The sequence below is a fragment of the Arcobacter sp. genome, from assembly GCF_050300555.1.
Taxonomy (GTDB): domain Bacteria; phylum Campylobacterota; class Campylobacteria; order Campylobacterales; family Arcobacteraceae; genus Arcobacter.
This window is the reverse complement of sequence record NZ_JBNKXY010000002.1, coordinates 215,861-235,211: the sequence shown is the minus strand read 5'-3', so window position 1 is coordinate 235,211 and position 19,351 is coordinate 215,861. Positions and strand designations below refer to the sequence as shown.

The following is a 19,351-nucleotide window of genomic DNA, read 5'->3' as shown; positions in this document are numbered from 1 at the left end:
AAACCAGTTAGGTGTCATTGTCTTGGTGAGCCATTACCTCACCAACTAACTGATACCGTACAGGCCGATCCTAGAGCCATAAATGTTTCCCTTGCAGTCTTAAGACTTAAAGGCATATGGGGTGTTAGCAGACGTTTCCATCTGTTATCCCCCTCTCTAGGGCACGTTACCTATATATTACTCACCCGTGCGCCACTTAGCTGACAATTATAGCAAGCTATAATCCGTTCTCGTTCGACTTGCATGTGTTAAGCACGCCGCCAGCGTTCACTCTGAGCCAGGATCAAACTCTCCATAAAATGTTTTGTTTAATCTTGACTAGTGTCTAACTCTTTTATTCAATCTTCTTAATGAAAATTAATTGCAATTGTTTACTGACATTACTCATTGTTTTTTAATAGACGAGAATTGTATAAATTCTCTTATTTTATATCATATTCGGTTTACAAAAGTTATTTACTTCTTTAAACCGTAGTTTGTTAAAGAACTCAACCCTTCGTGACCTTCTGTCACTCAAATTGGACGGGAATTATAGACAAATTTTTTTATCTTGTCAAGTACTTTTCTTTAATCCTGGCTTAAATTTTGGAAAAAAATCTTTTTTGAATTAATTCTTCTTTCCATACTCTATTTTTTGGCCGTTTTTATCGTATAAAGGATACTTATTTTCATTTTTTTTCATTTTTGAAATAATTGCATTTTCTAAATCAATATTATATGAATAACAAATTCTTAACAAATATACAGCTATATCTGCAATTTCTTCTTCAAGGTGTTCTTTTTTTGACTTATCTAAATTTAAACTTTGTTCTTCATTTAGCCATTGAAATATTTCAACCAGTTCTGCTGTTTCAACACTAAGTGCCATTGCTAAATTTTTTGGATTATGAAATTTATCCCAGTCTCTCTCTTTAGAAAATGTAGAAATTAAATTCTTTATTTTTTCCATATCCATAATTAATCCTCTAATCTTTTGAACTCATTTATAATATCAGTTATGTTTTCACTACCCACTGAAATTCTAAGTATATCTTTAGGTAATCCTATTTTTTCTAATTGTTTTAAACCTTCATCACTTTTAATATAATCATAATATGCTAGGTAAGTATATGGCATAAGAAGTGTAAACTCTGTACCCAAACTTGGTCCTTTTGCAAAATTTAAATTATCATATACTTTTTGAAATGATTTCTTAAATGTTACAGATATAAGTCCTGTATATGAATTTTCATCTTTCATTATTTGTCTATAACTTGATTTATTGTCATCATTTAGACAATAATAAATTTTATCTATATATGAACATGATTTAAAGTACTCAACTAATGTTTTTGTATTTAAACTAATTTCCTTAACTCTTTTTTCATAACTTTTTATTTCAAAAGCTAATCTTTGAATATCTTTTATATACACTTTATCACAATGTTTAAAAAACTCAATATTCATATTTGATAATTTTGATTTCTTATTTAAGATAATAGCTCCCATTAAAACATCTGCATTTCCAGAAGCAAATTTAGTAAGAGATTCAACACATATGTCTGCATAATCTTCCAAGTTTATATTATATGGTGTAGCTAATGTTGAATCTACAACTAATGGAATATTATATTTTTTGCAAAGTGATCTTAATCTTTTCATATCAACACATAATAAAAGTGGATTTGTAGGAACTTCTGTGATTATTGCACTTACTTTAAGCCCATTGTTTTTTAAATACTCTTCTAACAAATCTAAATTTTTAACATCTGGAAAAACTTTAGATTGCTCATAATAGTGCTTTACGATATTCATAGTATCTAAATATAACCATCCAAGTTGGATTAAAATATCCCTTCCATTTCTTCTTTGAATATTTTTTAATCCTTTCACAACTCCATACATAGCATTCATGCCTGAAGGAGCAAGAGTAATATTTTCCTTTGGTTGATTATATGCTTTTCCTAAAACTGAACCAACTGTATCAAAAGCTAATTCTTTTTCTTCTAATTCTTCTTCATGTTTTATATTTATCAATCCAATATTGTATAAATACTCTTCAGCAAATCTTGAAGACAAGTTATATCCAACATGTTGGATAAACATCAAAACTTTTTTAAGTTGGCAAGTTCCATTTTGAACTAAAATTACTCCAAATGGCTCATCTATTTCTATTTTATTATGAATATAATATTTATCACTTACTATATCTACAGCTTTTTGTGAACTTAAAAGAACTACTTCATATGAATCACTTACCTTGTATTTATCTTTTATGTAAGAGGCAAGAATTCTTAAATATGGATGCATGGTAAATCTTGGATAACCAGATTTGATTTTTTCCATTGCTTCACCAAAGCCCTCTTCATAATCTATTACATCTTGAAGTTTGGGCATGCTTACACTTACAGCATGAATGTTATTTTGTGGTAAAGTTTCACCACATCCAATAGGCTTAAAATGGTTTATAATCATCTATTTTACAGCTTGTTTTATATCTTCTATTAAATCATCAACATTTTCTAATCCAATAGAAAATCTAACTGTTCCATCGCTAATACCAATAGCAGCTAACTCCTCTTTTGAAAAAGAAGCATGAGATATTTTTGCAGGTATTTCTACTCTTGAATCAGGACTACCAAAAGAGCACTTTTCTCCAAAAATTTTTGTATTTTCTATAAATTTTTCTGCAAACTCTTTGTTTATAAATTCAGCACAAAAAACTCCTGGAATATACTCCATTTGATATGTTGCAAGCTTATGTTGAGGATGTGACTCTAAACCTGGGTGCATAACTGCTTTTATAAAACTTTGTTTTTCTAAAAATTTTGCGATTTTTAACGAACTTTTTTGATGCTCTTCCATTCTTACTTTTAAAGTTGGAATCCCTAATGAAATCAAAAATACATCCATTGGATTTTGACTTCTACCATGTGCATTTGCATAGTAATGTAACTCATCTGCAAGTTCTTTTGTTTTTGCAACAATTGCACCAGCTACAACACTTCCATGTCCTGAAATATATTTAGTTGTAGAAAAAAGTGAGAAATCAGCTCCCATATCAAGTGGCCGTTGAGAAATAAAAGTTGCAAGTGAATTATCAACTGCAAATAAAGCATTATATTTTTTAGCTAATACTGAAACCATACCTAAATCAATAATTTTAAGGCCTGGATTTGTTGGAGACTCACATAAAACTAAATCAATTTTGTTCTTTTTTAAGATTTTTTCTAATTCTGGTTCACTTAAAAAATCAGCAAAATGTACTTTTATATTATATTTACCTTGAAAAACTTTCAGTAATCTAAAAGTTCCACCATAACAATCTGCTTCAACCAAAACTTCGGAATTTGCTTTTAAAACTGTTTCAAAAAGAAGTGATACTGCACCAATTCCTGTATGTGTACATACACAACCTGCTCCATTTTCAACATCAGCAAAAAGATTTTCTAAAACTTCTCTAGTAGGATTATCACTTCTAGTATAATCATAAACCTTTTCACCATCTTGTTTTTTTAAATCGAAAGTTCCTGTATTATATATAGGAAAGTGTGATGCACCGTATGGATCTTGTACCGTTGCAAAATCTTGAAGGTGAGATAATTTTGTCTCTAAATTTTTTTTCATAATAAGCCTAATAATTTTTTACACATTATATCTAAGGATTTATAATCATTTGATATAAGAAGAATAATTTTTATTTATAAAGGCTATTTATAGAAAAAATATTTAGAGTTTTTGACTCTAAATATTTCTAAATTGTTATTTTGCAGTAGAACAAGCAGATACACCTGGAGGTGTAGTAGGTTGAATAGAAGCATTTTCTGCTTTATCGCTTACCTCATCAATATAAGCAATTAATGTTTCAGCTGCTTTCATATATCTTTTTGCAGAAATTGATTCTGGATGGAAGTAAACAATAGGTTTACCATTATCTCCACCTTCTCGAATCGCTGGCTCAATTGGAAGATTTCCTAATACAGTTGTTCCATACTCTTTTGCCAAACCTTCACATGTTCCCATACCAAAAATATCTGATTCTGTATTACATGTAGGACAAATAAATCCACTCATATTTTCAACAATTCCACCAACTGGAATATGAAGTTTTTTAAACATATCTAAACTTCTTCTTGAATCATCAAGGGCAACATGTTGTGGAGTTGTAACATTTACACCACAAGTTACAGGAACACTTTGAGCTAAAGTTAATTGTGCATCCCCAGTTCCTGGAGGCATATCAATAAATAAAATATCTAATTCTTCCCATAAAATATCTCTTAAAAGTTGTTGGATTGCTTTCATAATCATAGCACCTCTCCAAATAAGAGCTTGTCCCTCTTCCATAAGTGAACCCATAGACATAATATCAACACCAAAAGCATGAAATGGTTTTGCCTTATTTCCTATTACTTCAACTTGTTTACCTTGTAATCCAAACATTCTTGGAATATTTGGTCCATAAATATCAGCATCTAAAATACCAACCCTTTTACCTTGCATTGCAGCAGCAACAGCTAAGTTTACTGTTGTAGTTGATTTTCCAACTCCACCTTTTCCTGAACTTACCATTACAAAGTTTTTAATTTGAGGTGCAATGTTTTTTCCACTTACACTATTACTTGTTTGTTTTGGAACTTCTGGTTTTTTTACTTGTAAATCTAAATTTGTAATACCAATTTCAGATAATACATTTTTAATATTTGTTCTTAATTCATGTTCAACTTCTTGAACACTTGAAGTTATTTCTACAAGTATATTTACCGTATCACCATTTAGTTCAACATTTTTAACAAAACCAAACTCTACGATTGATTTTGTAAAGCCTGGATAAATTACTTTTTCTAACTCTTTTTTTATATCAGCTACATTTGCCATCAATATTTCCTTGAGATTATTAAAATTTTTCGTATTGTATTTTAAATAGGATAATTTTTATCTTAATTAAAAATTCTACTTTTTTTACCATGATTTATAATTAATTTTACTTACTATTTCAAAACAATTATTATTTTCATTTATTGAAAACTCATGGCTATGACAACTCTTTATTTGCATTATTTCAATAATTTCTTCTGCTTTTTTCAAAGCTTCTTCTTTGTCATTGTATTCTAAAGTTTCATCAAATTTGAATCTTTTTATACAATGACAAGGTCTAAGAACTTTTACTTTCATAAAAAACTATTTTATACAGCTGCTGCCATTTCACTACCGTGATCTTCAACAATCTTCTGAGTTATTTTATATGAACAAAATTTTGGTCCACACATAGAACAAAATTCTGCTTCTTTAAATACATCTTGAGGAAGTGTTTCATCATGGTATTCTTTTGCTCGCTCTGGGTCTAAACATAGTTCAAACTGTTTATTCCAATCAAATGAATATCTAGCATCAGACATTTCATCATCAATATCTCTTGCACCTTTTCTACCCCTTGCAATATCAGCAGAGTGAGCTGCAATTTTATATGCAATAATTCCTTCTCTAACGTCATTTGCATTTGGTAAACCTAAATGCTCTTTTGGAGTAACATAACAAAGCATACTAGCCCCATGCCATCCTCCAACAGCTGCACCAATAGCTGAACTAATATGGTCATATCCAGCAGCAATATCCGTAGTAAGTGGTCCTAAGATATAAAATGGAGCTTCGTGACAATATTCACGCTCTAATTTCATATTTCTTTCAATTTGATTTAAAGGAACATGGCCTGGACCTTCAATCATAACTTGAACATCTTTTTCCCAAGCTCTTTTTGTCAATTCTCCAAGAACTTTCAACTCTGAAAGTTGTGCTTCATCAGACGCATCATATAAACATCCAGGTCTTAAACTATCACCTAATGATAATGAAACATCATACTTTCTACAAATTTCTAAAATATCATCAAAAGCATCGTAAAATGGATTTTCTTTATGATAGTGCATCATCCATGCTGCCATAAGAGAACCACCACGTGATACGATTCCCATTTTTCTTTTTGCAACATGAGGCATAAATTGTAATAAAAATCCTGCATGAATTGTAAAATAAGATACACCTTGTTGAGCTTGTTTTTCTAAAACTTTTAACATAGATTCAATTGTTAAATCTTCAATTTTATCTTTACAGTCATGTAATATTTGATACATAGGTACTGTTCCAATTGGTACAGTAGAATGTTCTATTACAGCTTCTCTAATAGAATCAAGGTCACCACCTGTACTCAAATCCATAATAGTATCGGCACCATGTTTTAAACAAACATCAACTTTTTCAATCTCACCAGCAATATCTGAAGCTAAAGCAGAAGATCCAATATTTGCATTAATTTTACAGCTAGATGCAATTCCAATAGCCATTGGTTTTAAATGTTTATGATTTACATTTGCAGGAATAATTAATCTTCCTCTTTCAATCTCGCTTCTAACTAACTCTGGATCTATTTTTTCTACTTTTGCAACATATTCCATATCAGGTGTTATAATGCCTTTTTTGGCATAATACATCTGAGTTCTTACTTCATCATTTTTATGATTGTCTAACCAATCTCTCATAAAATATTCCTATATAAAATTTTGGTTTGATTATATCAAGTTAAGTTTATAAAAACTTAATCTATTAAATTAATTTGATTTTATTAATCTTCTAAGTTTCATTTCTATATAATTTATAATTATCACATAGGATTTTTATGAACGAAGATTTTAATAACTCTACTTTTTCATTATCTACAAAAGAAGAATTTGAGAATCTTGAAGATACTGAAATATGTAAAATTATTGAAAAGTACAAAATTATAAAAACTGATGACAAACTTCTAAGTTCAGCTGAAACAAACTATGTAACGATTATTGAATACTTAGATTCGCTTTATTATTTAAAAAAAGATATTCCTGAAGATTTAGCTCAAATTATTACAAATCATATTTTTTTTAATAAATATCTAGTTTTATTTATTGGCAAAAAATTAGACAATATTTTAAAAAACGGTTCAGCACTTTTTTTTAAAGATATTAACTCAATTATAAATTTACTCTCTAGAGCAAAAAACTATAAAATTTTTAAAGATTATAACACTTTCAATTATGATGAAGTACAAAATCTATTTAGAGAATATGAAAGTTCACTACAAAATAATATAAATAATGAAGAACTTTTTGATGCAATTTTTGACTGTTATACTTCTCTTTTAAAAGTATATACAAAACTTTGTTTAATAAATTCTATTGACATAAAAAGAAAACAGACAATAAATCCTATAACTGATATTTTAACTGAAACAATCAATATGTTAAAATTTAGTACCAAATTAAAAGAAAAACATATAAACAACCTCAATAATATACTAGGTCAAATTCTTTATTACTTTTCTCATCTTCCTTTTATAGATTCAAAAGGTAAAGATTTAGACTACTTGATTGCCCAATATTTTTTATTGTTTGAAAAGATTAGTGATGGTTACTACACTTCAAAGGATACTAATTTTGGAGAAAATAGCAGTTTAAAAGAAGAAGAGTATTTTAGATTTAGAAGCAATTCCTCTTACTTATTTTTAATTATGCTAAAAAAACTTCATCAAGATTTTGGAAATGAGCAATATCTCAATAATAACTATTTTAAAAAATATATTAATCTATATGAGAAAAATTTTTCAGTATCTTTCTTAAACAATCAAGAACTAACCCTAGAGACTCTTACAGAAGGACTTCTTAATTCTTTAGCCTTATCATATATTACAGATGAAAACCATTTGGGAGAAATTAAAGAATATAGAATTGCAATTAATGATTTTATAATAGAATCAGATAATTTTAATATTCAAAATATAGAATCCATACACAACATCTTGTTATTAGCTGATAAACTTGATAAATACCATTATGTAAATATTGGTCAAACTTTGATAAATTCAAAAGCACTTAAAAATGATTATTATGAATTTTATAAATTAAAAACCCTTGATGTTATTTTAAATCATTTAACAAAAGAAACTAATTCTAAAGAGATAGAAAATCTTGTTAGAAACATCTATAAATATATAGAAAAGAATAAGGTTGCATCGCAACTTATGCCAATGTTTTCTAAACTTTACTTGAGTATCTCTTATTATTTTTCTAAACTCCATGACTTTGGTTTTATGAGAGAAGCAAGAGATATTTATTCTATGTTTATAAATATAAATGGCTTTGATTTACTTAAAAATGAGTACTCTTTTATCAATACAAATCTATTAAAAGAATTTGGTAAATTTCAATTAAGAGAACTTGATTTTTTTCGTGAAAATATAACTGATGACCATCTAATTTCACTTGGGAAAATAGGGATTAGAAACTATATAAAATATGGAGAGTTAAAAACCAAATATGAAATTAATAATGAGTTAGTAGAAATTACTAGCGATATTTTAAATACTAATAATTTGAATTATGAAAAATTAAACAGTCAAATATGTTCTTTATTAACCAACAAAATCTATTATGGAATTTGTGAAATTTCAATTTTAGGTCTTACTAGAAAAATATCATCAATCGTTGATGAAGGATATAAAAGACATCTTATTCCTATAGATGAAGAATATAGTATTCAATTTATTTTTCCTGCTATTTATGAAAATAACTTTAAATATATAAATAGCGAAAATGAAGATTTTATTGTTAACAATTTAAAAAATATTTTATCAAGTTATAAAAAAGAGAGTCAAACATTTACAAATAAAACTACTGGTCTAGAAAATATTCACAAGTTAAAATTAGATCTTTCAAATAAAAATGGTGAATTAACAATATTTATTCAAATTTTAGTGAAATCATTTAGTAAAATATCTCAAGAATCTGGATTTAAGGTAGGAGAGAAATATCTTCAAGCAATAATAAATAAAATTTCCACTTTAATCAATCAAGAGGACTCAATATATTATTTAAATGAGGGAAAAATTGGTATAATATTACAGAACAAGGATAATATTAATAGATTAATTGATAGAATATTGCAATTTAAAATAAATAAAAATGGTGAAGAAGTAGATACAGAGTTTGTTATTAGCGTAACCATTGCTCAATATGACATATATAACAAATCAGTAAATACATTAGATAAGGCAATAATAAGTAAAAATAATCTATTATTTTATGAAGAATAGGGAAATAAATGAAAAATGATATTATAGAAAAAATAGAATCGTTACCACCTTTACCAAATAGTGTTATTGAGTTGGAAAACTTTAGAAGACGACCAGATAAAGAGCCACTAGAACTTTTAAAAATTATAGAACAAGATCCACTTATAATTACTACACTTTTAAGAGTTTCAAACTCTGCTATGTTTGGATTTAGAAGTGAAGTAGAAACTCCAAGTCGTGCTGTTAATTTACTTGGAATAAACTTTACTATTTCTATTGCTTTGGGGTCAGTTGTTCAAGATTTAATTAAATCTAATCTATCTGCATATAGTATCTCTACAGATGATTTCTTAATGACCTGTAATTTAGCCTCAAATATTATTAATAATTGGGTTGGAGAAATTGACTTTGGATTAAAAGAAGAGTTATTATTGCCAGCATTTTTACAAGAAACAGGTAAATTTATTATTTCTGAACTAATTCAAGAACAAAATAAAGTTGATGAATTTCAAAATGCTTTAAAACAAAAAGATAAACTTCTATCAGAAATTGAAGAAGAGTTTACTGGTTTTTCTTGTTCAAGAATCACAGCAAATATATTTAAACACTGGAATTTAAGTCATAATCTTATTTTTACTATTGGATTTGTTGGAAATGTTGAACAATGTCCAGAAGAGTATAAAAGAAGAGTTAAAATTTTAGAAGTTGTTAAAATATTGACTGATATAAGAGAGCCACTAGGTGATGATTGTATAGAAAAAGCTCTGAATTTAGCTACTAAATATCAATTAGAAATTGACCCACTTGTTAGTGCTATTGATAAAATAAAAGCTAAAATTGAAGAAGAAGAATAGCAAATAAATAGCAATTAGTTTTATTACTTAAATTTTACATAAGTAACATACGGTATAATTTGTAACTTTTTTACACAAGGGGTTTTGTTGTCTAAAGTTACACTTTTAGTTTTATGTGCTGGTTCTTCTTCTAGATTTGGACTAAACTGCAAAAAACAATGGTTAAGAATAGAAAATGAACCATTATGGTTATTTGTTACGAAGAGAATAGCTTCATACTACGATTTTGATAAGATTGTTATTACTTCATCTCCAGATGAACTATCTTACATGAAAAATTTTTCCGATGATTATAGTTTTGTAAAAGGCGGTGAAACTAGACAAGAATCCATGTCAAATGCCTTAGAAACAATTGATTCTGAATATGTTATGGTTACTGATGTTGCTAGATGTTGTGTACCTAAAGATATTATTTTAGATATTATTTTAAATAAAGATAAAGCTTCATGTATTGTCCCTGTTTTAAATGTTGCAGATACTGTAATTTTTCAAAATGAAACAATTAATAGAGATGAAGTAAAACTCATTCAAACTCCTCAACTTTCAAATACAAAAGTTCTAAAAAAAGCTTTAGAAACAAGTGAATTCTTCACAGATGATAGTTCTGCTATTAAAAGTATTGGCGAATCTGTTTTTTATGTAAATGGAAATTTACAAGGTAATAAACTAACTTTTCAAGATGACCTTAAAACAATTGGTTGTTTAAAGCCACCATCTAAAAACTTTTTTACAGGTTTTGGAATTGATATTCATAGTTTTGAAAAAAACAAACAAATGGTTTTAGGTGGAGTAAAAATTGATTGTGAATTTGGTTTTAAAGCTCATAGTGATGGTGATGTATTAATCCACTCCGTTATTGATGCTTTACTTGGTGCTTGTGGAGCAGGAGATATTGGTGAATTTTTTCCTGATACAGATAATGCCTATAAAAATATTGACTCTAAAATATTACTTGAAAAAATTGTAAATTTTGTATATAGTGTTGGTTATGAGATTGTTAATGTAGATTTTACAATACTTGCACAAATACCAAAAATCAATCCTTATAAAATGGAAATAAAAAAGTCTATGGCACAACTTTTGAATATTGATTTACAATTTGTAAATGTAAAAGCAACAACAGCAGAAAAACTTGGCTTTGTTGGAAGAAGTGAAGGTGTTACAGTGCATAGTGTTGCAACATTAAAATATTTTGATTGGAAAAATTAATGAATATATTAATAATAGAAAATGAGATTTATTTAGCTCAAAAAGTTGTTTCAAGAATACTTGATGATGGTCACTCATGTGACTTTGTTGAAATATATAATGATAATCTCACTAAAGATTATGATATTGTTTTATTATCTACTTCACTTCCAAGTGATATGGTTAAAAAAACTATTCAAAAATACAAAGACTCTATTATAATTTTACTTGTTTCATATATAAGTGATGAAACCGTAACTGAACCTATAAATGAAGGTGCAAAAGATTATATTATGAAACCATTTATTATGGATGAATTAATTAGAAAAATTTATCATTATAAAGAGTGTAGACAAATGAAACAAGAACTCTCCACTTTAAAAACATATGTTGAGTTTTTACTTGAAGAGATAGACACTTCTGATGTTAATATTTCACACTCTTTACCTACATTAGTTGAAACAAACTCTCAAAGATGTACAGATAAACTTGCCTTTGAAATCTCTGCTGCATTAAAGCTTCCAATTAAATTTATTGCACTTACTAGCCCAACTTGGCAAAAAGAATTATCAACTATAACAAACAAAGAAGTTGTTTATCTAACTGATTATCATACTTTGAAAAAGAGTGCAAAAGAGAATGTTTGTATTGCAATTGAGCACAAAAATTGTGTTATTAGCTCTTTAGAAAAAGAAAATGATTTCCCTTTTAGTAAAATTGAACTTTTACGTCCTGATATGTTTATGTTAAATAACAATATTATGACCATAAATGATTATGTAAAAATGATGGTTATATCTTTTCAATCTAAATACCCTGATACTGAACTATCTAAAAAATTAGGAATTTCAAGAAAATCACTTTGGGAAAAAAGAAAAAAACTTGGAATTGAGAAGAAAAAATAATGAGAAAAGCTTTTTTAACTCTTTTTTATAGTGGTTTATCACCAAAAGCACCAGGTACTGTTGGTAGTTTTGTTGCCTTAATTATGGGAGTTGCACTCTTACAATTTGTTCATGAATCAACACTATTTTTACTTTGTTTACTTATTTCTGCTATTGCAGTAAAACAAATTGATATTTATGAAAAAGAAGTAGGAATTCATGATGGTAAAGAGATTGTAATTGATGAATTAGCGGGTATGTGGCTTGCTCTTTCCATATGTGGAATTACAAATGAAAATATTTTTTATCTGGCACCATTAGCTTTTTTATTTTTTAGACTTTTTGATATTTGGAAACCTTCAATAATTGGGAAAATTGATAGAGATGTAAAAGGTGGTTGGGGTGTTATGGGTGATGATTTATTAGCTGGACTAGCAGCTGGTATTGCAGCATCAGGAACCTATCAACTTATTGAAAAGTTTATACTATAAATTAGTATAACTTTTTATTCATCTGTACTATTTTTTGTGATAACTCAATAATAACATTTTTATAAAATTTTGAAATACTTGTTTGTTCTTTAAAATCTCTAATTTTAAAAGACAAAACTAAAGTATTTGATTCACCTGCTTCAACAGTTGCACTTCTTGGTTCACCAGTTAATCTCATCATTTCACCAAATAATGCAGGTTTATCTATTCTAGCTATTCTTATGCTTGACTTTGAATCAACCTCTTTTTTTTTGTTTATGTTAAGTTGTCCTCTTAATAAATAGTAAATATGATTTCTTGTTGTTTCACCCTCATGAAATATAATCTCTTTATTTTTATAGGTTATTATTTTTACTTCAGTAATTATCTCTTTTATTTCATCTTTTGTCAAAATAGAGAAAAAAGGAATTTTGGGACTTAATTTAAGTAGCATTTCCATTGCATCAATTTCAAATTCTTGAGGTTCTGATTTTTCATTTATAGTTTCAGTTTTTTCTAATTGCTCTATTTGACTTTCTAAAGTTTCCATATTTTCCTTTAAAAATACAATTTGCTGTATTTTTATTCTTCACTTTATGAAGTGAAGAATAGATTATTTAACTATATCCGCGAACTGTTTGAAGATATATTTTGACTCATGTGGACCAGGACTAGCTTCTGGGTGATGTTGAACAGAGAAAATATCTTTATTTTTATATTTAACACCTTCAATAGTATTATCAAATAAATTCATATGAGTAACATCTGCTATTTCAATTATATTATCAGGAACATTATAATTATGATTTTGAGCAGTAATTTCCACAACTCCATTATTTGCAACAGGATGATTTCCTCCATGCTGACCAAATTTTAGTTTATATGTATCATAACCATGAGCTATAGATAACATTTGATGTCCTAAACAAATAGCAAACATTGGTATATTTGCATTTATTAGTTTTTGTACTTGCTCTTTCTCTTTTGTTAATGTTAGTGGATCACCTGGACCATTAGATAAGAATATTCCTCCTATCTCTTTTGCTTCAAATCTAGCTATTAAGTCATCAGCTTGAAAAGATGAAGGAACTACTTCAACTTCAAGACCTGATTCAACTAATTCATTTAAAATATTTCTTTTAACACCAAAATCTATAACAACAACTTTTTTATCACTCATGACTGCCTTGTTATATCTTTGCTTTTGGTGATTCCATGCACCTTTTTTATGTACATATGCCTCTTTTGTAGAAACTTGCTCTATATAATTAATATCTTCTATTCTTGGACTTGCAGCTAGTTGTTTTGCAAGTTCATCTTTATTAGAAATTTCTGTTGATGCTATCATCATCATAGCACCTTCATCTCTAATCATTTTAGTTAAATATCTTGTATCAATATCTTTTATACCAAGGACATTATGCTCTTTTAATAATGAATCTAAATCTCCTTCAGCTCTATAATTAGAATACTCATGGTGATAATTTCTAACTAAAATACCTTTACAGTATGCAGTTTTACTTTCCATATCATCTTTATTTACGCCAACATTACCAATTTCTGGCATAGTAAAAGTAACAAATTGTCCTGCATAACTTGGATCTGTTATTATTTCTTGATAACCTGTTAAAGATGTATTAAATACAATTTCTCCAACTGTTGTACCTTTCGCACCAAAAGAATTAGCTTCTAGAAATGTTCCATTTTCTAAATATATCCATACTTTTTGCATATTACATTAACCCTCTTTTTATTAACTCTTCTTCATATAATCTATGATAAACAATATCGTACTCTTCTGTACCTGGTATTAATTTTCTTTTGTAATTTTTAATTTTCTCAAACACAGCATCATCAGCTTTTTCGAAACCTTTTAAAAATTCACTAATTGAATTGAAAATTACATTTTTTACTTGGTTATCAGACACAGTATAATGTATAAAGTCCTCTTCCCAAAGAAAATCTAATAATTGGTGAGAAATATCAGAATATCTATCATCATTATTAAGTATTACACCAAACTCGTTAGCAAGCCTTTTTTTAGTCATCCAAAAAAGTTGTCTATAATCGGCATTTAAATACTCTATTTCTTCTTCTTGTTCAGCCAATATTTCAGCAACTTTTTCATCTAAATCATGCTCTTTTTCAATATCTATATCTAAAATTCTCTCTATTTCAGCAGTAATTTCATCTCTAGTTTTTCTTACTTCAACAAATTCACAATTTACAAGATCTCTTGAAATTCTTCTTGAGATGTAAGGTGTATGATGTAATTTCATTCTCATAAATATTATCCTCTAATTATAGTATCGTCTCTCTCTGGTGATGTAGAGATTATACCTACTTTTACACCAGTTAATTCTTCAATTTTATTTATATATTTTTTTGCATTTTCAGGTAAATCTTCAAATTTTCTAGCACCTGCTAAATTATCCCAACCATCAAACTCTTCATAAATAGGTTTAACGTTATTTAAATCAGATGGCATATAATCTATTCTTTTTCCATCTAAATCATATGCTACACAAATTTTAACCTTAGGAAAACCATCAAGTACATCAAGTTTCATTAAAGATAATTGGTCACAACCATTCAATCTAGCAGCATGTTTTACCGCAATCGCATCAAACCAACCACATCTTCTACCTCTTCCAGTTGTAACACCTACTTCTTTACCTATATCTGCGATTTTTTGACCATCTTCTGTAAAATCTTCTGAAGGAAAAGGTCCATTTCCAACTCTTGTAGTATAAGCTTTTACTATTCCAGTTACAATACCTATATCTTTTGGTGAAATACCCAACCCTGTACAAGCTCCTGCACTTACACAAGATGATGAAGTTACATAAGGATATGTCCCATGGTCAATATCAAGTAAAGTACCTTGAGCACCTTCTAACAAGATTTTTTTATCTTTATCTATTGCATCCCAAATCATATTTGTCGTATTTGCAATAAATGGTTCTAATTTTTCTTTATATGAAGTTAATAATTCAATTAACTCCTCTTTATTTGGTGTAGCAATTTCTAAAACATCAAAAATAGCTTTATTTTGTTCAAAATAGTCAACTATTCCATTTGCTAGTTTACTTGGATTTAAAAGTTCCCCTACTCTAAAACCTGTTCTACTAATTTTTTCTGCATATGCTGGTCCAATTCCTTTTCCAGTTGTTCCAATAGCTTTGTCACCTTTTAGTCTCTCTTTTGCTTGATCAATTAAAGCATGATAAGGAAGATTTAAATGTGCTTTATCAGATATGAAAAGTCTTCCTTCTAAGTTCTCAAATTGTTCCATCTCTTTTATAATTGACTCAGGACATAATACAACTCCATTACCAATAATATTTATTGCTTTTGGATTTAAAACACCTGATGGAATTAGGTGTAAAGCATATCTAACACCATCAACCCAAATAGTGTGTCCTGCATTATGACCACCTTGAGACCTACAAACCACATCATAATTTTGAGCAAGCATGTCAACCATCTTGCCTTTTCCTTCATCTCCCCACTGGATTCCTACAATTAAATCAGCCTTACTCATTCCCTCAATCCTCTAATATTTTTAATAAACTATCTGTATAAAGTGCAAACCCCAATGAACTAATTCCATCAGCGCTATATTTTCCACCTTTACATATTACAAAGTTATTTTGGATAACTCTAAAATAAACATCATCATAATATTTTAAACTTCCATGGTATAAAGGTGCAATAACCAAATTATCATAATCAATTTGAGATGCAGTATTTAAAAGTTTTTCTAAATGTTTTTTTATCTCATTTGGAACTAATGATACAACGCCTCTTAGGTCATCAATACTCTTAACTCTAATTAATGAATTTAGCCAAGCTATATCCAAATCAAAAAGCTGTGCTATTTCACCATTTTTAAATAACTCAATATCAATATTTAACTCTTTTGCAACAAGTTTTGGGATATTGATGTTTGATAACTGCAAAATTGGTTGAACATCAACACTTCTTAAAATATTTGCTGTTAAATTTAAAATATCACCTATATTATCATGGTCAATCCATTCACAACCAATTTGATAATGTTCTTTTGATGGATATGAAAACACAGGTTGAACATAAAACCACTTTTTATGTGTAGTAGTTCTTCCTAATCTTTTCGTAATAATTCTCACCACATCTAAAGTAGAATCTGCTCTCAAAGAGACTTGATTATTTTGAATATCAGAAAAATTAATTAATTTTTTCTCATCAGCAATTGCTTGATGTTGAGAATACGAAAAATTTGGAGTAACGATCTCTTCAAAATTATTTTCATATAAAATATCACTAATTTTATTTTCAAGTTCTCTTTTTAGTTTGGCTGTTTTTCCAAAATAAAGACGACTTCCTTTAGGTATTTCGTGTTCAAAAATCATTAATTACCTTTAAAAGTTACAGTTGCAAATACTTTGTTTGCCGTTCCATCAAATTCTCTTAATCCCAATTCATCCATTGCAAGTTCTATTGCATTTACTGCCCATGAAGCTTCAAAATCTTCTACAAGTCCCATATGATTGATTCTAAAAATAGAATTTTTAATATGATCTTGTCCACCTGCAATATTCACATCATATTTTGTTTTCAAAATTTTTCTAATAGCTGGTGCATTTTCAGTATAAACTGTTGTCATAGCATCAGCAGGTGTGTTAGGATAAATCTCACAACCTATAGCTTTCAAAGCTTCTCTTGTTGCTTTTGCTCTTAAAGCAGTTTTTTCATATAACTTTTCAAATCCACCATTGTTTTTTAAGTATGCTAAAACTTCTCGTAGTCCAATAATCAAAGTAGTAGCTGCTGTCCAAGCTGTTGTATTTGTTTTTTGTACTTTGATTTCTGTTGCTAGATTAAAGTAAAAACCTTTTGCATTACTTTGAATTTTGGCAACTGCTTCATTGCTTAATCCAATCATTGCAAGTCCAGGAGGAAGCATAAGTGCTTTTTGACTTCCTGTAATTACAGCATCTAAATTTGTAGTATCAATTTTTTCAACACCAATTGCAGTAATTCCATCTGCAACAACCATAATATCTTTATTTAATGCTTTTACTGCTTTTGCAATTTCTTCAACAGGATGTCTTAAACCTCCTGCACTTTCACAAATTTGAATAAATAAAGCATCTATATCGTTATCATTTTTTATAGCTTCAATAACTTCTTCAACGCTAACAGGAGTGTTCCATTCATTTGTTATTTCTGTATATGAAATATCAAAAGCTTTACAGATTTTTCCAAATCTCTCACCAAACTTCCCTGAGTTAATAGTAAGAGCTTTTTTACTTGTCAAATTAGTAACACATGCTTCCATAGCACCTGAACCACTTGATGCAAGCATCACAACTTCATCCATTCCAAAAATTTCTAATAATAATTCTCTAGTTTGTCCAAAAATAGATTCAAACTCTGGTGTTCTATGATGAATTGTAATATCAGCCATCGCTTTTCTTACAAATTCTGGTACTGGAGTAGGACCTGGAGTCAATAACATTTATTTTCCTTAATTTTCTTTCATTTGAGTAAAACGGTAAATTGTATCTAAAAATAGATTATTAAATGGTTAAACATAAATTTTCAAATTTGTTAACTTTGTTTAACTATAAACTTGTCAAAAGTAATAGATAAATTTAAATAAAAGAGATATAAAAGTACTAAAAATAAAAAATATTGTAAAAAAAAGCCAACTATAAAGATTGTTTTAAAAGCCTATTTTTAGGTAAATTTTAAAAATATTTACTTTTTTTCTTGACATTTATTACTAATTAGTATTATAATTCCAATAGGAGTTATGAAATGAATACAAATAGTTTAATAAGTTACGGAGAAAGAACAGACAAGGCTATGAAAACTTGGATTCAGATTTCCAAGACATACAATCGTTTTTTCAATGAAGAGTTAAGATATTTTTCAGGTCATGACTTGACGTTCAACCAGTTTAAAGTATTAGAAGTTCTTTATCACAGAGGTAATTTGACAATAGGTGCCATAACAAAACTAACTATGAGTACACCTGGAAATATTACAGTTGTAGTAAAAAATTTAAAAAGAGATGGGTGGATTACTTCTTTAGTTGACCCAGAAGATAAAAGAGCAAGTATCTTATCTATCACCCAAAAAGGGAAAGATAAAATGATCTCATTATTTCCAGAACATGCAAAAAATATCCATGATTATATGGGTGTTTTAAGTGATGAAGAATTGACAACTTTATATACATTGTTAAAAAAAATCTATAAATCTTAGATTTTTTTTCAAAAATTAATACTAACTAGTAAAAAAGGAAGAAAAATGAAATTAGTAAAATTAGGATTAGCTTCAATTTTAACAGCAACTGTGCTATTTGCAGGAACATATAACGTAGATGCAAGTCACTCAAATGTAGGATTTAAAGTAAAACACTTAATGATTTCAAATGTAACAGGTAAATTTGATAAATTTAATGGTTCTTTTGTTTTTGACGAAAAAACAAATATGCTAAAAAGCTTAAAAGGTGAAGCAGAAGTTGCTTCAATAAATACTGAAAATGAAAAGAGAGATGGTCACTTAAAATCAGCAGATTTTTTTGATGCAGCAAACTTTCCAAAAGTAACTTTTACATTAGATAAAATTGATAATGACAAAGCTTATGGTAAATTAACTATGAGAGGTGTTACTAAAGCTGTTGAATTAGATTATGAAAATAATGGAACTATAACTGACCCATGGGGAAATAAAAGAGTTGGTTTAGGATTAAGTGGAAAAATCAATAGAAAAGACTTTGGACTTAGTTGGAACAAAACATTAGAAGCTGGTGGAGTAGTTGTAGGAGAAGATGTTAAATTAGAAATTGAAGTTGAAGGTATCTTAGCTAAATAATTAGCCAAA

The 19,351-nt window shown here is 28.2% G+C and carries 19 protein-coding genes and 1 rRNA gene; 7 read left to right on the top strand and 13 right to left on the bottom strand.

Translation table 11 applies throughout. The annotated features are described in order from the left end of the window. The 7 genes from ACQY5W_RS02850 to thiC form a co-directional block, all read right to left on the bottom strand. Nucleotides 1-299: ribosomal RNA gene (locus ACQY5W_RS02850) — 16S ribosomal RNA — on the bottom strand; the annotation flags it as partial. A 308-nt stretch (nucleotides 300-607) separates the two neighbouring features. Continuing rightward, the gene (locus ACQY5W_RS02845) at nucleotides 608-955 is read right to left on the bottom strand and encodes a nucleotide pyrophosphohydrolase (protein WP_428023431.1); all 348 of its coding nucleotides are present in this window, start codon (nucleotides 953-955) and stop codon (nucleotides 608-610) included. Between the two features lie 2 nt (nucleotides 956-957). Beyond that, a complete protein-coding gene (locus ACQY5W_RS02840) occupies nucleotides 958-2,454 on the bottom strand; it encodes a PLP-dependent transferase (RefSeq protein WP_428023430.1) in 1,497 nt (498 codons plus the stop codon). After that, complete coding sequence (locus ACQY5W_RS02835; protein ID WP_428023429.1) at nucleotides 2,455-3,606, bottom strand: trans-sulfuration enzyme family protein; 1,152 nt, start codon at nucleotides 3,604-3,606, stop codon at nucleotides 2,455-2,457. Between the two features lie 135 nt (nucleotides 3,607-3,741). Then, nucleotides 3,742-4,857, bottom strand: coding sequence for a P-loop NTPase (locus ACQY5W_RS02830; protein WP_428023428.1), 1,116 nt, complete (start codon nucleotides 4,855-4,857; stop codon nucleotides 3,742-3,744). 84 nt (nucleotides 4,858-4,941) lie between these two features. Beyond that, entirely contained in the window at nucleotides 4,942-5,154 is a 213-nt protein-coding gene (locus ACQY5W_RS02825) for a hypothetical protein (protein WP_428023427.1), read from the bottom strand. An 11-nt stretch (nucleotides 5,155-5,165) separates the two neighbouring features. After that, nucleotides 5,166-6,515 carry a phosphomethylpyrimidine synthase ThiC gene (gene thiC / locus ACQY5W_RS02820; protein ID WP_428023426.1) on the bottom strand — a complete coding sequence of 450 codons (1,350 nt, stop codon included), beginning with the start codon at nucleotides 6,513-6,515 and terminating at the stop codon, nucleotides 5,166-5,168. A gap of 137 nt (nucleotides 6,516-6,652) precedes the next feature. Here thiC and ACQY5W_RS02815 point away from each other — a divergent pair, with 137 nt between their 5' ends. The 5 genes from ACQY5W_RS02815 (at nucleotide 6,653) to ACQY5W_RS02795 (ending at nucleotide 12,496) form a co-directional block, all read left to right on the top strand. Next, nucleotides 6,653-9,100 (top strand): diguanylate cyclase domain-containing protein, encoded by a 2,448-nt coding sequence (locus ACQY5W_RS02815; RefSeq protein ID WP_428023425.1) that lies wholly within the window; start codon nucleotides 6,653-6,655, stop codon nucleotides 9,098-9,100. Nucleotides 9,101-9,108: 8 nt separating this feature from the next. Further along, entirely contained in the window at nucleotides 9,109-9,933 is an 825-nt protein-coding gene (locus tag ACQY5W_RS02810) for an HDOD domain-containing protein (protein WP_428023424.1), read from the top strand. An 87-nt stretch (nucleotides 9,934-10,020) separates the two neighbouring features. Further along, nucleotides 10,021-11,142: a bifunctional 2-C-methyl-D-erythritol 4-phosphate cytidylyltransferase/2-C-methyl-D-erythritol 2,4-cyclodiphosphate synthase gene (locus ACQY5W_RS02805; RefSeq protein WP_428023423.1), complete on the top strand. Its 1,122-nt coding sequence runs from the start codon at nucleotides 10,021-10,023 to the stop codon at nucleotides 11,140-11,142. Continuing rightward, a complete protein-coding gene (locus ACQY5W_RS02800) occupies nucleotides 11,142-12,026 on the top strand; it encodes a response regulator (RefSeq protein WP_428023422.1) in 885 nt (294 codons plus the stop codon). Before ACQY5W_RS02805 ends, ACQY5W_RS02800 begins: the two co-directional genes overlap by 1 nt. Next, nucleotides 12,026-12,496 carry a phosphatidylglycerophosphatase A family protein gene (locus ACQY5W_RS02795; protein WP_428023421.1) on the top strand — a complete coding sequence of 157 codons (471 nt, stop codon included), beginning with the start codon at nucleotides 12,026-12,028 and terminating at the stop codon, nucleotides 12,494-12,496. The genes ACQY5W_RS02800 and ACQY5W_RS02795 overlap by 1 nt, the downstream gene beginning before the upstream one ends. A gap of 1 nt (nucleotide 12,497) precedes the next feature. On the opposite strand, the gene ACQY5W_RS02790 is transcribed toward ACQY5W_RS02795, so the two are convergent. The 6 genes from ACQY5W_RS02790 to ACQY5W_RS02765 all read right to left on the bottom strand — a co-directional run bounded on the left by ACQY5W_RS02790 (nucleotide 12,498) and on the right by ACQY5W_RS02765 (nucleotide 17,978). Further along, nucleotides 12,498-13,025 (bottom strand): Crp/Fnr family transcriptional regulator, encoded by a 528-nt coding sequence (locus ACQY5W_RS02790; RefSeq protein WP_428023420.1) that lies wholly within the window; start codon nucleotides 13,023-13,025, stop codon nucleotides 12,498-12,500. Nucleotides 13,026-13,088: 63 nt separating this feature from the next. Beyond that, nucleotides 13,089-14,207, bottom strand: coding sequence for a glutamine-hydrolyzing carbamoyl-phosphate synthase small subunit (carA, locus tag ACQY5W_RS02785; RefSeq protein ID WP_428023419.1), 1,119 nt, complete (start codon nucleotides 14,205-14,207; stop codon nucleotides 13,089-13,091). Between the two features lies 1 nt (nucleotide 14,208). Next, nucleotides 14,209-14,760 carry a DUF507 family protein gene (locus tag ACQY5W_RS02780; protein WP_428023418.1) on the bottom strand — a complete coding sequence of 184 codons (552 nt, stop codon included), beginning with the start codon at nucleotides 14,758-14,760 and terminating at the stop codon, nucleotides 14,209-14,211. Nucleotides 14,761-14,765: 5 nt separating this feature from the next. Continuing rightward, entirely contained in the window at nucleotides 14,766-16,019 is a 1,254-nt protein-coding gene (locus ACQY5W_RS02775; protein WP_428023417.1) for an adenylosuccinate synthase, read from the bottom strand. Between the two features lie 4 nt (nucleotides 16,020-16,023). After that, complete coding sequence (locus ACQY5W_RS02770) at nucleotides 16,024-16,869, bottom strand: ATP phosphoribosyltransferase regulatory subunit (protein WP_428023416.1); 846 nt, start codon at nucleotides 16,867-16,869, stop codon at nucleotides 16,024-16,026. Continuing rightward, nucleotides 16,869-17,978, bottom strand: coding sequence for a pyridoxal-phosphate-dependent aminotransferase family protein (locus ACQY5W_RS02765; RefSeq protein WP_428023415.1), 1,110 nt, complete (start codon nucleotides 17,976-17,978; stop codon nucleotides 16,869-16,871). Before ACQY5W_RS02765 ends, ACQY5W_RS02770 begins: the two co-directional genes overlap by 1 nt. A 302-nt stretch (nucleotides 17,979-18,280) precedes the next feature. On the opposite strand from ACQY5W_RS02765, the gene ACQY5W_RS02760 reads away from it, so the two are divergent. Further along, nucleotides 18,281-18,730 (top strand): MarR family winged helix-turn-helix transcriptional regulator, encoded by a 450-nt coding sequence (locus tag ACQY5W_RS02760; protein ID WP_428023414.1) that lies wholly within the window; start codon nucleotides 18,281-18,283, stop codon nucleotides 18,728-18,730. 45 nt (nucleotides 18,731-18,775) lie between these two features. Continuing rightward, a complete protein-coding gene (locus tag ACQY5W_RS02755) occupies nucleotides 18,776-19,342 on the top strand; it encodes a YceI family protein (RefSeq protein ID WP_428023413.1) in 567 nt (188 codons plus the stop codon). Nucleotides 19,343-19,351: the final 9 nt, after the last annotated feature.